Origin of the sequence: Streptomyces sp. R21, assembly GCF_041051975.1 — a bacterium.
Lineage (GTDB): Bacteria > Actinomycetota > Actinomycetes > Streptomycetales > Streptomycetaceae > Streptomyces.
In genome coordinates, this window is the sequence record NZ_CP163435.1 from 491,601 (window position 1) to 504,737 (window position 13,137).

General features: G+C 70.7%; 12 protein-coding genes. 3 read left to right on the plus strand and 9 right to left on the minus strand.

Features of this window, described 5'->3' with window-relative positions; all coding sequences use genetic code 11:
• Nucleotides 1-330: 330 nt before the first annotated feature.
• The 9 genes from AB5J56_RS02400 to AB5J56_RS02440 are packed head-to-tail and all read right to left on the minus strand — an operon-like array spanning nt 331 to nt 8,374.
• The gene (locus AB5J56_RS02400) at nt 331-966 is read right to left on the minus strand and encodes a lactate utilization protein C (RefSeq protein WP_369229508.1); all 636 of its coding nucleotides are present in this window, start codon (nt 964-966) and stop codon (nt 331-333) included.
• On the minus strand, nt 963-2,471 hold the full coding sequence (locus AB5J56_RS02405; RefSeq protein WP_369229510.1) for a LutB/LldF family L-lactate oxidation iron-sulfur protein: 1,509 nt from the start codon (nt 2,469-2,471) through the stop codon (nt 963-965). Before AB5J56_RS02405 ends, AB5J56_RS02400 begins: the two co-directional genes overlap by 4 nt.
• Entirely contained in the window at nt 2,468-3,208 is a 741-nt protein-coding gene (locus AB5J56_RS02410; RefSeq protein ID WP_369229512.1) for a (Fe-S)-binding protein, read from the minus strand. Before AB5J56_RS02410 ends, AB5J56_RS02405 begins: the two co-directional genes overlap by 4 nt.
• Nucleotides 3,199-4,107 (minus strand): amidohydrolase, encoded by a 909-nt coding sequence (locus AB5J56_RS02415; RefSeq protein WP_369229514.1) that lies wholly within the window; start codon nt 4,105-4,107, stop codon nt 3,199-3,201. Before AB5J56_RS02415 ends, AB5J56_RS02410 begins: the two co-directional genes overlap by 10 nt.
• Nucleotides 4,104-4,415 (minus strand): L-rhamnose mutarotase, encoded by a 312-nt coding sequence (locus tag AB5J56_RS02420; protein WP_369229516.1) that lies wholly within the window; start codon nt 4,413-4,415, stop codon nt 4,104-4,106. Before AB5J56_RS02420 ends, AB5J56_RS02415 begins: the two co-directional genes overlap by 4 nt.
• Nucleotides 4,412-5,422: an aldo/keto reductase gene (locus tag AB5J56_RS02425; RefSeq protein WP_369229517.1), complete on the minus strand. Its 1,011-nt coding sequence runs from the start codon at nt 5,420-5,422 to the stop codon at nt 4,412-4,414. Before AB5J56_RS02425 ends, AB5J56_RS02420 begins: the two co-directional genes overlap by 4 nt.
• Complete coding sequence (locus tag AB5J56_RS02430) at nt 5,419-6,177, minus strand: SDR family NAD(P)-dependent oxidoreductase (RefSeq protein WP_369229519.1); 759 nt, start codon at nt 6,175-6,177, stop codon at nt 5,419-5,421. The genes AB5J56_RS02425 and AB5J56_RS02430 overlap by 4 nt, the downstream gene beginning before the upstream one ends.
• Nucleotides 6,174-7,511 carry an L-fuconate dehydratase gene (locus AB5J56_RS02435; protein WP_369229521.1) on the minus strand — a complete coding sequence of 446 codons (1,338 nt, stop codon included), beginning with the start codon at nt 7,509-7,511 and terminating at the stop codon, nt 6,174-6,176. Before AB5J56_RS02435 ends, AB5J56_RS02430 begins: the two co-directional genes overlap by 4 nt.
• An 11-nt stretch (nt 7,512-7,522) precedes the next feature.
• Nucleotides 7,523-8,374 (minus strand): fumarylacetoacetate hydrolase family protein, encoded by an 852-nt coding sequence (locus AB5J56_RS02440; protein WP_369229523.1) that lies wholly within the window; start codon nt 8,372-8,374, stop codon nt 7,523-7,525.
• Between the two features lie 841 nt (nt 8,375-9,215).
• On the opposite strand from AB5J56_RS02440, the gene AB5J56_RS02445 reads away from it, so the two are divergent.
• The 3 genes from AB5J56_RS02445 to AB5J56_RS02455 all read left to right on the plus strand — a co-directional run bounded on the left by AB5J56_RS02445 (nt 9,216) and on the right by AB5J56_RS02455 (nt 13,059).
• Entirely contained in the window at nt 9,216-10,265 is a 1,050-nt protein-coding gene (locus tag AB5J56_RS02445; protein ID WP_369229525.1) for a sugar ABC transporter substrate-binding protein, read from the plus strand.
• A 134-nt stretch (nt 10,266-10,399) separates the two neighbouring features.
• Nucleotides 10,400-12,013, plus strand: a complete 1,614-nt coding sequence (locus AB5J56_RS02450; RefSeq protein ID WP_369229526.1) for a sugar ABC transporter ATP-binding protein — start codon at nt 10,400-10,402, stop codon at nt 12,011-12,013.
• A 2-nt stretch (nt 12,014-12,015) separates the two neighbouring features.
• The gene (locus AB5J56_RS02455) at nt 12,016-13,059 is read left to right on the plus strand and encodes an ABC transporter permease (protein WP_369229528.1); all 1,044 of its coding nucleotides are present in this window, start codon (nt 12,016-12,018) and stop codon (nt 13,057-13,059) included.
• Nucleotides 13,060-13,137: the final 78 nt, after the last annotated feature.

The window sequence follows — 13,137 nt, forward strand, 5'->3', positions numbered from 1 at the left end:
CGTGCGGCTCCTGGAGGGGGTGTAAGGACACAGGGCGTCGTAACTGCTTGTCCGCGGCACAGCACAGACCCGTGGAGAACGGCGGCTCGGGTCCTGCGGGCGCTACGGCCCTCACGGACATGGGATGTATTAACAGGTGAAGACGTGGTCACTGTCTAGAGCAATGACAGAGAATCCAGATAAAGCCAGGTCATGGCCCCTCCGGGAATTTCAACTCCACAAAACATCGGACGTATAGCGTTTAGGCTTCAGTGGGTGAAAAGGGCACAGCTGCGCAGCGCGGCCACCCGACCACGCTGCCTGCCTGCCGTCAGATTCCGGTGCCGTCGGCTACGCGTCCCCCACCACGACGATGTCCAGAGTCCTCGGCCCGTGCACGCCCTCGACCCGGTCCAGTTCGATGTCGCTGGTGGCCGACGGACCGGAGATCAGGGTCAGCGGCCGGTACGGATCGAGCAGGCTCAGCGCCTCGGGCACGTCGGGAGCGATCTGGTCCTCCCGGACCACGCAGATGTGCTGGTCCGGGAGCAGGGTCAGGGCGCGCCGCCCCTGGCCCGGACCGTGGTCGAGGGTCACGGTGCCGGTGACGGCGATGGCGACGGCGACGGTGGTGATCACGGCGTCCGCCGCGTCGAGTTGCCCGACGGACAGTGGCGGGACATCCGCCAGGAGCGACCACTCCCCCTCCGGAACCAGGTCCTCGGGAAGCCCGGCAGGCACCACCAGGGACCGTGCTCCGGTGCGGGCCAGCGCGCGGGCGACGGCGGCCGCGGCACCGTTCGCCGGAACGCGGACCACCGTGGCGCGGTATTCGGCGGCGCGCTCGGCGAACAGTCCGACGATGTCCGGTCCCGCATGGTCGGCGCGGTTCTCGGGCGGCAGGTGTGCGTCCTGGGGAAGTTCGGACTCCGGAACACCGGACAGTGCTTCCCGAACCGCGCTCAGGACGGTCTCGCGGCCGTTCATCGTCGCCCCTTTCCGTCTGCCGTCGTACGACTGCCTTCATCGTGTTCGCTCGTGGGTGTTCGCGTACGGCGCCACCAGGCGCGCAGGGACTCCCGGGCGGATACCGGGGTGTCCCGGGTGCCGGACCAGCGGGCGAACGGACCCGGCAGGGCGCCGATCAGGCCGTCACGGGCCACCAGCCGGGCGCCTGCGGCCGCCAGCCGTTGTACGGCGGCCAGCCGCCGCGGTGAGGACAGCACGGCGCCCGCCGCCTTCATGGCGAGCGCCTCGGCGGTCGGGAGCAGCCGGTCCCGGCGTTTGGCCTCCACGGCCTCGGCGCGCAGATGAACCAGCACCTCGGGGATGTTGATCTTCACGGGGCAGGCGTCGTAGCAGGCGCCGCACAGCGTCGAGGCGAAGGGCAGGGAGGCCGCGTTCTCGACACCGACGAGCTGCGGGGTCAGTACGGCGCCGATCGGGCCGGGGTAGACCGAGCCGTAGGCGTGGCCGCCCGTGCGCTCGTACACCGGGCAGACGTTCAGGCAGGCCGAGCAGCGGATGCAGGCGAGGGCCTGGCGACCCACCTCGTCGGCCAGGGTCGCACTGCGTCCGTTGTCGAGCAGCACCAGATGGAAGTTCCGGGGACCGTCGCCCTTGGTGACACCGGTCCACAGCGAGGTGTAGGGGTTCATCCGCTCGCCGGTCGACGAGCGTGGCAGCAGCTGGAGGAAGACCTCGAGGTCCGCGAAGGAGGGCAGGACCTTCTCGATGCCCATGACGGTGATCAGAGTCTCCGGCAGCGTGAGGCACATCCGCCCGTTGCCCTCCGACTCCACGACCACCACCGTGCCGGTGTCGGCCGCCGCGAAGTTGGCGCCGGAGACGGCGACCTTGGCCCGCAGGAACTTCTCCCGCAGGTGGAGCCGGGCCGCCTCGGCGAGGTCGCGGGGCTCGTCGGTGAGGTCCTCGGGGGCGGGCCGGCCCCACTCCCCCATCTCCCGCCGGAAGATCTCCCGGATCTCGGAGCGGCCCCGGTGGATGGCCGGCACCAGGATGTGCGAGGGGCGGTCGCCGCCCAACTGCACGATGAGTTCCGCGAGATCCGTCTCGTAGGCGCGGATGCCCGCGTCGGCAAGCGCCTCGTTGAGGCCGATCTCCTGCGTGGCCATCGACTTGACCTTGACGACCTCGTCCTCGCCGGTCGCCTGCACCAGCGCGGTCACGATGCGGTTGGCGTCGGCGGCGTCCGCCGCCCAGTGGACCACTCCGCCCGCGGCGGTCACCGTCTTCTCGAGGCGCAGGAGGTGGTGGTCGAGGTGGCGCAGGGTGCGACGTTTGACCGCGGCGGCCGTCTCCCGCAGCTCCTCCCAGTCCTCCAGTTCGGCGGCGACGGCGATCCGCTTGTCGCGGATGGTGCCGGTCGCCCGGCGCAGGTTCGCCCGCAGCCGGGTGTCGGCGAGCGCGGTGCGCGCCGCCTCGGGGAAGGCCGGGGTGCCCAGCCACACGACATTGTCGGCACCGCTCACCGTACGTCTCCTTCCGTGGAGGCCAGGATCTCGGCCAGGTGCATCGTGCCGACGCCGGTACGCAGCCGGGACAGTCCGCCGCCGATGTGCGTGAGGCAGGAGTTGTCGCCCGCGGTCAGGAACTCGGCGCCGGTGTCCTGCACATGGCGCATCTTGTCGGCGAGCATGGAGTTGGAGACGTCGGCGTTCTTCAGCGCGAAGGTGCCGCCGAAGCCGCAGCAGGACTCCGCGGCGGGCAGTTCGACGAGGTCGATGCCCTTCACCGCGCGCAGCAGCCTGAGCGGCCGGTCGCCGACGCGCAGCATGCGTAGCGAGTGGCAGGTCGGGTGGTAGGTGACGCGGTGCGGGAAGTACGCGCCGACGTCGGTGACGCCGAGGACGTCGACGAGCAGTTCCGACAGTTCGTACACCGTCGGCACCACCTGCTCGACCGACTCGGCGAGGGCGGCATCGCCGTACTGGGCCGCCACCACGCGGTGGTGGTCGCGCACCATGCCCGCGCAGGACCCGGAGGGGGCGACGACGGCGTCGTAGCCCGCGAAGACCTCGGCGAAGCGGCGGACCATGGGGACGGTCTCGGGACGGTAGCCGCTGTTGAAGTGCATCTGGCCGCAGCAGGTCTGGCCCTGCGGGAACTCCACGGTGTGGCCGAGGCGTTCCAGCAGCTCGGTCACGGCCTGACCGGTGCGGGGGAACATCGTGTCGTTGAAGCAGGTGATGAACAGGGCTATGCGCATGGGGTTTCCCGGGGCGGGGCCGGCCGTGCGGTGACGGGCAGGTCGTAGGTCCGCATGGCCGTGCCGGTGAAGACGTCGTGACGCTCGGCCGGGCTCAGCCCGGCCGTCAGCACGCGGGCGACGGCGATCACCTCGGCGTACGTGGCGGCGAGCCGGCAGACGGGCCAGTCGGAGCCGAACATCAGCCGCCCGGGCCCGAAGGCGTCGAGCACGGTGTCGGCGTACGGTGTGAGGGCCGCGATGGTCCAGAAGTCCCAGTCGGCTTCGGTGACCATGCCGGAGAGTTTGCAGACGGTGTTGGGGAGGGCGGCGAGGCTGCGGATCTGCTGCGCCCAGGGGGCGAGTTCGCCGGACGCGATGGGCGGCTTGCCGAGGTGGTCGAGGACGAAGGTGAGGCCGGGCAGGCGCTCCGCGGCCTCGACGGCCGCTGCCAGTTGGTGGGGCTTCACCACGAGGTCGTAGACAAGTCCCGCTTCGGCGATTGCGGAAAGGCCGCGCAGTACCTCGGGGCGTACGAGCCAGCGCGGGTCCGGCTCGCCCTGCACCTGGTGGCGGATGCCCGCCAGGTGCTCCCCTCCGGGACCCGCGCGCAGCTTCGCGAGGGTCCCGGCGACATCGGGGGCGGTCAGGTCGGTCCAGCCGACGACTCCTGCGACCAGTTCGCTGCGCGCGGCCAGGGCCAGGAACTCCGGTGTCTCCTCAGGCACGGTGATCGTCTGCACCAGCACGGTGGCGGTGACCCCGGCGGCGCGGGCCTCCGGCTCCAGGTCACCGAGGGTGAAGTCGCGGCGCAGCGGGGCGAGTTCGTCTCCGCTGATCCAGTCCTGGTCGCGGACGGACAGGTCCCACACGTGATGGTGGGCGTCCACGAAGCCGGGCCCGGTGTCGGTTGCGGTCACAGTTCCCACACCACCGGCAGCGAGGCGTCCGCGCCCTGCGCGGAGTAGTCGTGGACGACGTCGAGGAGTTCGGCCATCCGGGCCTGCCAGGTGATGTTGACGGGCAGCTTGTCGAGTTCGGCGATCATGGCCTGGTAGTCCTCGACCTCCAGCACGTGGAACAGGTCTGTGCCGCTGCGCCAGATCGTCCATTCCCGCACCCCTGCGGCGCGGATGGCGGCGGTGAGTTCCTCGGGCACCTCACGGTGCGCGGCCTCGTACTCCTCGATGCGGTCGGCACGGACCTTGGTGTGCAGGGCGAGCCTCATGACGGTTCCTTCGACGACGTGGCTACGGGGACGGGGGTGCCCGGGGTCAGCAGGTCCTCGGCGCGCAGTTCGTCCCACAGCGCGTCCGGGATAGGGCGGCGCAGCTGTTCGACCGTGTCGCGCACCTCGAGTGGGGAGCGGGCGCCGGTCAGGACGCTCGCTACCGCGGGGTGGCCGAAGGGGAAGCGCAGCGCGGCGGCGCGCAGCGGCACGCCGTGGCGCTCGCACACCGCCAGCAGGCGCAGCGCGCGGTCGAGCACCGGCCCGGGCGCGGGGGCGTAGTCGTATGTGGCGCCGGGCCGGGGGGCGGTGAGCAGCCCGGAGTTGAAGACCCCGCCGATCATGACGCTCCGGCCGCGGGCGGCGGCCTCCGGCAGCAGTTCGGTGAGGCCGTCCTGGTCCAGCAGGGTGTAGCGGCCGGCCAGCAGCACCACGTCGATGTCGGTCTCGCGCAGGAAGCGGGCGGGCAGCGCGGACTGGTTCATGCCGACGCCGATCGCCCCGACCACGCCTTCGGCACGCAGCCGCTCCAGCGCCGGGTAGGCCTCGCGCAGGGCCTGCTCGGCATGCTCGTCCGGGTCGTGCAGCAGGACGATGTCGACCCGGTCCAGTCCGAGGCGGTCCAGGCTCGCCTCCAGCGAGCGCAGGACGCCGTCGGCGGTGAAGTCCCAGACGCGGCGGTGGGTGGCCGGGACGGCGAAGCCGTCGGCGAGGTCGTCACCGGCCCCGCCTCCCGGGTTCGGCACGAGCAGCCGGCCCACCTTGGTGGAGACGGTGTACGTGTCCCGGGGGCGGCCGCGCAGTGCCGAGCCGAGCCGCCGCTCCGACAGGCCCAGCCCGTAGTGGGGTGCGGTGTCGAAGGTGCGGATTCCGGCGTCCCAGGCCGCCTCCACGGTGGCGAGGGCGGCCTCGTCGGTGACCGGCTGGTAGAGGTTGCCGAGGCCCGCGCAGCCGAGCGCGAGCTGCGTGACCTCGACCGTGCAGCCGCCCAGCGTGGTGGTCCTCACGACTGGGCCGCCGGGCGCAGCCGTAGCCCCTGCATGCCGCCGTCCACCGCGAGCGCGGTCCCGGTGACGCTGGCCGCGGCGGGACTCGCGAGGTAGACGATGGCCGCGGCGACCTCGTCGGCGGTGACCAGACGGCCCATGGGCTGGCGGGCGTTGAGCGCGGCACGCTCTGCTTCCGGGTCGTCGGCGGCGTCCAGCAGCCGGCCCACCCAGGGCGTGTCGGCGGTGCCGGGGTTGACGCAGTTGACGCGGATGCCCTCGCGGACGTGGTCGGCGGCCATGGCCAGGGTGAGGGACAGCACGGCGCCCTTGCTGGCGCAGTACAGGGCGCGCTGTGGAAGGCCCGCGGTGGCGCCGATGGAGCAGGTGTTGACGACGGCCGCGTGCGCGGACCGCCGCAGATGGGGCAGCGCGGCGCGGGTGGTGCGGACGATGCCGAGGACGTTGACGTCCAGGACGCGGTGCCACTGCTCGTCGGGGTTGTCCTCGACGGTACCGATGGCGCCGATGCCCGCGTTGTTCACGAGGATGTCGATGCCGCCCAGCCCGGTGGCCGCGGCCTCCACGGCGGCGCGCACCGAGGCGTCGTCGCTCACGTCGGCCTTGAGGCCGAGCAACGGCTGTGGCACACCGGCGGGTTCGAGGTCGAGTACTGCCACCGCCGCGCCCCGCGCGGCCAGCGCGCGGGCCGTGGCGAGCCCGATCCCGGCAGCGCCTCCGGTGACGACCGCTCTGAGACCTGACAGATCCGTCATCCCGCATCCTCCTGTCCGGCGCGGTCGGCGACCCAGAACGTCCCGTCCGGGTAGCGGTATTCGGCGAGGGACTCCTCCCGCATCGTGGCGGAGAAGCCCGGGGCGAGCGGCGCGGTGTAGTGGCCCTCGCGCATCACCACGGGTGCGGTGAAGTGCTGGTGGAGGTGGTCGACGTACTCGATGACCCGGTTCTCGGTGGTGCCGGACAGCGCCAGGAAGTCGAACATCGACAGGTGCTGCACCAGCTCGCAGAGTCCCACCCCGCCGGCGTGCGGGCACACCGGTACGCCGAACTTGGCGGCGAGCAGCAGGATGGCGAGGTTCTCGTTGACGCCGCCGACGCGTGTCGCGTCGATCTGGAGGACGTCTATGGCGCCGGCCTGGAGAAGCTGCTTGAAGACGATCCGGTTCTGCACGTGCTCGCCGGTGGCGACCTTCACCGGCGCCACCGCCCGGCGTACGGTCGCGTGTCCGAGGACGTCGTCGGGGCTGGTGGGCTCCTCGATCCAGTACGGGGCGAACTCGGCGAGGGCGTTGGTCCAGCCGATCGCCTCGTCCACGTTCCACCGCTGGTTGGCGTCGATGGCGATGCGGATGCCGTCGCCGACGGCGGCCCGGGCGGTGCGCAGCCGACGGATGTCGTCGTCGAGGTCGGCGCCGACCTTGAGCTTGATCTGGGTGAAGCCGTCGGCGACGGCCTGCTTGGCGAGCCGGGTGAGCTTGTCGTCGGAGTAGCCCAGCCAGCCCGGGGAGGTGGTGTACCCGGGATAGCCGCGCTCCAGCAGGATCGCCTCGCGCTCGGCGCGCCCCGTCCGGCCCTCGCGCAGGAGGGTGAGGGCCTCCTCGGGGGTGAGGGCGTCGGCGATGTAACGGAAGTCGACCTGGGAGACCAGCCACTCGGGGTCGGCGTCGGCGAGCAGTTGCCACAGCGGCTTGGCCTCCCGCTTGGCGGCCAGGTCCCATGCGGCGTTGACCACGGCGCCGATCGCCATGTGCATCACGCCCTTCTCGGGGCCGAGCCAGCGCAGCTGGCTGTCCCCGATCAGGTCGCGGTTGAGCGAGCCCGGGTCGGCGCACAGGTCCTGGACGGAGCGCCCCACCACATGCGGCCGCAGCGCGTCGATCGCGGCGACCTGGACGTCGTTGCCGCGTCCGATGGTGAAGGTGAAGCCGTGGCCTTCGAGCCCGTCACCGGCGTCGGTGCGCAGCACCACGTAGGCCGCGGAGTAGTCGGGGTCCGGGTTCATCGCGTCCGAGCCGTCCAGTTCCCGTGAGGTGGGGAAACGGACGTCGAAGGTGTCGACCGCGGTGATCCGGGCGGAGATTGCAGTCAAGGGGGTGCCTTTCACGCTTGGCCGAAAGTCTGGCGCTGGCTGCCGAGGCCGTCGACGGACAGCTCGACGGTGTCGCCGGCGCGGAGATAGGGGGTGCCGGGCAGGCCCAGGGCCACGCCCGCGGGCGTACCGGTGTTGATCACATCGCCCGGCTCGAGGACCATGTACTGGCTCAGGTAGGACACGATGTGGTCGACCGGGAAGATCATGTCGCTGGTGTGGCCACCCTGCCGCTTCACACCGTTGACGCTCAGATGCAGGCCGAGGTCCTGCGGATCGCCGACCTCGTCCGCGGTGACCAGCCACGGGCCGAGCGGATTGAAGGTCTCGCAGGACTTGCCCAGGTCCCACTGCGGCGAGTACTCCAGTTGGAACTCCCGCTCAGAAACGTCATGGCTGACCGCATAGCCGGCGATCACGGTCCGCGCGGCGGCCGGCCCGTCGAGGTAGCGCGCTCGCTGTCCGATGACGACCGCGAGTTCGACCTCCCAGTCCGTCTTCACCGAGCCGCGGGGAATCAGCACCTCGTCGCAGGGGCCCACGACCGTGCCCGGGTCCTTCATGAACACCACCGGACGCGGCGGGATCGGCGCTCGGGTCTCGGCGGCGTGGTCACGGTAGTTCAGCCCGACACAGATGACCTTGCCGGGGCGCGTGACGGGTGCGCCGACCCGCAGGCCGCCCGCGTCGAGCTCGGGCAGATTCCCCGCCGCGACCGCCGCGCGGGCCCGGACCACTCCCCCGGAGGAGAGGAAGACACCGTCGATGTCCGGCGTCACCGAGGACAGGTCCAGCAGCCGGCCGTCATCGGTACGGACCGCCGGCCGCTCCTCACCGGGCGCGCCGACTCGTAGCAGTTTCACTGGGGAGCTCCCTTGCCATGCGGGTTTCGTCTGAGAGGTGTTCGGCCGTCGGGCCGGGCCGCCTGGGATGCGCGGGGCGTCAGCTCTCGAAGACGCCTCACTCCTCCACATCACCAGTCATCGGATGAATGGCGGCACGGCGACCTTAGATTGCGGCGATCGCGCCTGGCAATGGATTCCTCGGATGTATTTCCTCGGCGTTGCCATCCAAGCTCCCCCAGGGCGCCGATCTTCCGCGATCACGCGCCACCACGCGACTGACACCCAACCCGCCATCCGATGAATCCATGGGCCGCCCGCAGGTTCCCCTCCCCTGGTGGGAGCGGGGCGAGACTGCATGCGGAACGGGCAACTCCGCAGGGATGCGGCACCCGAGCTGCCGCTGGGAGGCCTCCCGTTGCCGAATCGTGAGCTGCCGCAGCGCATCGCCTCTCACCCACGAAGTCAGCGAAAATGCAGGCCACGTGGGGCGTCCACGCGATGTCAGGAGGCCGGAACGGCGCCTCGACGCCCTGCGCACGATGTCCGGAAAATCTCTGGCGGCGACCTCTTGTCAACGGCGGCAACGTCGTCGTAACGTCCTGGTCGTCCGAGATACATCGGAGGAATGGCCGCAACATCCAGTGCGCCCGTTCGACTCGCATCCGGCCGGTCGCTTCGCCTCCGCACCTCGGTCCCCGGTTGACCCTCACGCTCACCCCGCTCAGGGACGATCTCCGCGTCTTCCGCGCCGGATCGGCACCTGTCCGTCCGACGACCTCGACCCTCCCCACAGGCAGGTACACCCCCTCCCACCGTCGCCCTGCGGCCCTGTGCCCCTGGCTAAGGAGAGAACACGGCCATGAAGCTCGCTCACACCCGCTCCACCGCCGCAGCCGCCACCGCCGTCCTCGCCGTGCTGGCCCTCGCCACCGCGTGCAACCGCGAGAGCAGCACCTCGGCCGCCTCGGGCGGTGACAAGCCCGCCATCGGCATCGACCTGCCGCGCTCCGACTCCGACTTCTGGAACTCCTACGCCGAGTACATGAGGAGGGACATCAAGACCGACAACACCAACGCGCTGCCGCTGAGCAACTCGCAGAACGACGTCACCAAGCTGGTCGCCAACGTCCAGGTGTTCCAGAACACCGGCGCCAAGGCCGTCGTCATGGCTCCGCAGGACACCGGCGCGATCGCCTCCACCCTCGACACCCTCGCGTCGAAGAAGATCCCCGTGGTCAGCGTCGACACTCGACCCGACAAGGGCGACGTCTACATGGTGGTCCGTGCCGACAACCGGGCCTACGGCACCAAGGCCTGCGAGTTCCTCGGCAAGCAGCTGGGCGGCAAGGGCAAGGTCGCCGAGCTGCAGGGCGCGCTGGACTCGATCAACGGACGTGACCGCTCCGAGGCCTTCGCTGCGTGCATGAAGACCAAGTTCCCGAAGATCAAGGTGTTCGAGCTGCCCACCGACTGGAAGGGCGACGTGGCCTCCGCCAAGCTCCAGTCGCTGCTCGCCCAGAACCCGGACCTGAACGGCATCTACATGCAGGCCGGCGGCGTCTTCCTGCAGCCGACCCTGGCCCTGCTGGAGCAGAAGAAGCTGCTCAAGCCCGCCGGGCAGAAGGGCCACATCAGCATCGTCTCCAACGACGGCATCCCGCAGGAGTTCGACGCCATCCGCAAGGGCAAGATCGACGCCACGATCTCCCAGCCCGCCGACCTCTACGCCAAGTACGCGCTGTACTACGCCCAGGCCGCGGCGGACGGCAAGACCTTCAAGCCGGGTGCGACCGACCACGACTCCACCATCATCAAGCTGCCCAACGGCCTCGAGGACCAGCTCCCCGCGCCGCTGGTCACCAAGGACAACGTCGGCGACGAGACCCTGTGGGGCAACAACGTCGGCTGATGGTCGTCAGTTCCTGCCCGCCGCGTCGGGGGAGCACGGCCATCCGTCCCCCGACGCCCACCTCACCCCGCCGGCCCGGGTGCACGCCCGCGCCCCTCGGCCCCAGCCTCCGTACACAAAGGACGGTATCCACCATGGCGGACACCGCGACCGCCCCGGCGACCGGCCCCGGCACCCCGGCCCCGGTGGCCGAGGCGACCGGCATCAGCAAACGGTTCGGCGCGACCGTCGCACTGCGCGACGCCCGTATCACCGTCGCCCCGGGCGAGTCGCACGCCCTGGTCGGCCGCAACGGCGCCGGCAAGTCGACGCTCGTTTCCATCCTCACCGGCCTCCAGCAGCCCGACACCGGAACCCTGCGCTTCTCGGGCGAGCCGGCGCCCGCCGTCGGCGACATCGACGCCTGGCGCTCCCGCGTCGCCTGTGTCTACCAGCGCTCCACCATCATCGGTGACCTGACCGTCGCCGAGAACCTCTTCCTGAACCGGCAGAGCGCCGGCGCGGTGCAGCCCATCCGCTGGAAGCAGCTGCGCCGACGTGCCGAGGAACTGCTCGGCGAGTACGGCGTCGCCGTCGACCCCGCCGCTCGGGCCAAGGCCCTCACCGTCGAGCAGCGGCAGTTCGTGGAGATCGCCCGGGCCCTGTCGTTCGGCGCTCGCTTCATCATCCTCGACGAGCCGACCGCCAAACTCGACGCCCGCGGCATCGACCGGCTCTTCGAAAAGCTCCGCGACCTCCAGCGCCAGGGTGTCGCCTTCCTCTTCATCTCCCACCACCTGCAAGAGGTGTACGACCTCTGCACCACGGTCACGGTCTACCGCGACGCGAGCCACATCCTCACCGCACCCGTCGCCGAACTCGGCCACCAGGCCCTGGTGGAGGCCATGACCGGTGAGTCCGCTGCCAAGGTCACCGCCACCGCGGGCGGGCCCCCCGCCGCGCGATCCGACTCCAGGGAACTGCTGACGATCGACGGCCTGACACTGCCCGGCGTCTGCGAGGACCTGTCCCTCTCGGTCCGCGCCGGCGAGGTCGTCGGGCTCGCCGGCGCCACCGCCAGCGGCAATGTGCAGGTGGGTGAGGCCATCGCCGGTCTGCACCGCACCAAGACAGGCCGCATCTCCGTCGGCGGCAAGACCGTGCGCACCGGAAGTGTGCCGTCCGCCCTCACCGCCGGAGTGGGCCTGGTCCCCGAGGACCGCCACCTCCAGGGCCTGGTCAACAACCGCAGCGTGGCGGAGAACGCCACCCTGACCGTCACCGACCAGCTCGGCCCGTTCGGCACGGTCCTGCCCGCCCGTACCAAGGCGTTCGCCGAACGCATGATCCAGGACCTCGACATCAAGACTCCAGGAGCCGCCACGCCGGTCTCCGCGCTCTCCGGCGGCAACCAGCAGAAGGTCGTCATCGCACGGGCGCTGGCCACCGACCCTCAGGTACTGGTGGCGATCCGCCCCACCAACGGGGTGGACGTCAAGTCCAAGGAGTTCCTCCTGGGCCGCATCCGGCAGGTTGCGGACGGCGGCAAGGCAGCGCTCGTCGTCTCCGACGAACTGGACGACCTCAAAGTGTGCGACCGGGTCGTCGTCATGTTCCACGGCCGCGTGGTCGCCGAGTTCGACCGCGGCTGGCAGGACGACCACCTCGTCGCCGCCATCGAAGGGGTCTCCGGCGACGCACCCCCCGCCACCACGTTCCCCGTATCCGCCGTACCCGCCTCATCCGGCGCAGACGAGCACGGAAGGTAGTCATGCCCGCCACCACAGATCTCACCGAGCCCGCAGTGAGCCCGGCTGAGCCGGCCGCCGCGGCCGCCACGCGCCGCCGGGTCCACCTCGGGCGCTTCCGTGAACTGTCCCTGGTCCCGGCGATCCTCGTCCTGATGCTGATCGGGTTCATCGTCTCGCCGGCCTTCCTCACCGCCGACAACCTCATCGGCGTCGCTCAGCAGTCAACAGAGCTGAGTCTGCTGGTGCTCGCCACGACCTTCATTCTGATCTCCGGACGGATGGACCTGTCCCTGGAGTCCACCATCGGCGTGGCCCCCGTCATCGCCGTATGGCTCGTCCTGCCGACCAGCGGCGGGAGGTTCGACGGGCTCGGCCTCCTTCCCGAGTGGACGGCCGTCCCGCTCTGTCTGCTGGTCGGCGCACTCATCGGCGCCGTCAACGGCTTCCTCATCCTCAAACTGCGCCTCAACGGCTTCATCGTCACCCTCGGCGCCCTGACCATGCTCCGCGGCCTGCAAGTCGCTCTCTCCGAGGGCCAGTCCATCGTCGACCTTCCCCCGTCCTTCACCTACCTGGGCAAGGCATCCTGGCTCGGCGCGCCGGCCGCCATCTGGGTGTGCGGGCTGCTCTTCGCCATCGGCGGCAGTGCGCTGGCCTGGCTCCGGCACGGCCGGGCGCTGTACGCGATCGGCGGCAACGCGGAGGCGGCCCGCACCGCGGGCGTCCGTGTCGACCGCATCGTGTGGATCGTCCTCATCATCGGCAGCGTCCTCGCCGCGTTCGCCGGCATCCTCTACACCGGCCACTACGGCTCCATCTCCGCGACGCAGGGCAGCGGCTGGATCTTCCAGGTCTTCGCCGCGACCGTCATCGGCGGCGTCAGCCTCAACGGCGGCAAGGGCTCCGTATTCGGCGCGCTCACCGGTGTACTGACCCTTCAGCTGGTCGTGAACGTCATGACACTGGCGGGCGTACCTCCGCTGTGGAACCAGTTCCTCAACGGGGCCATCATCATCGTCGCCCTGATCATCTCCCGCTTCGCCTCCGGTGAGAAGCAGGAATAGACGCGTCCCAGGTGGCGGCTCCGCCGCCCCCGAGCCAGGCCCGGCACAGCTGCCACCCGGCACATCCCGACTCAGAGA

Coding starts and splice junctions, on each gene's coding strand:
- AB5J56_RS02400 (WP_369229508.1), bottom strand. CDS start 966: ATGAACGGCCGCGAGACCGTCCTGAGCGCGGTTCGGGAAGCACTGTCC.
- AB5J56_RS02410 (WP_369229512.1), bottom strand. CDS start 3,208: ATGCGCATAGCCCTGTTCATCACCTGCTTCAACGACACGATGTTCCCC.
- AB5J56_RS02420 (WP_369229516.1), bottom strand. CDS start 4,415: ATGAGGCTCGCCCTGCACACCAAGGTCCGTGCCGACCGCATCGAGGAG.
- AB5J56_RS02430 (WP_369229519.1), bottom strand. CDS start 6,177: ATGACGGATCTGTCAGGTCTCAGAGCGGTCGTCACCGGAGGCGCTGCC.
- AB5J56_RS02445 (WP_369229525.1), top strand. CDS start 9,216: ATGAAGCTCGCTCACACCCGCTCCACCGCCGCAGCCGCCACCGCCGTC.
- AB5J56_RS02450 (WP_369229526.1), top strand. CDS start 10,400: ATGGCGGACACCGCGACCGCCCCGGCGACCGGCCCCGGCACCCCGGCC.
- AB5J56_RS02455 (WP_369229528.1), top strand. CDS start 12,016: ATGCCCGCCACCACAGATCTCACCGAGCCCGCAGTGAGCCCGGCTGAG.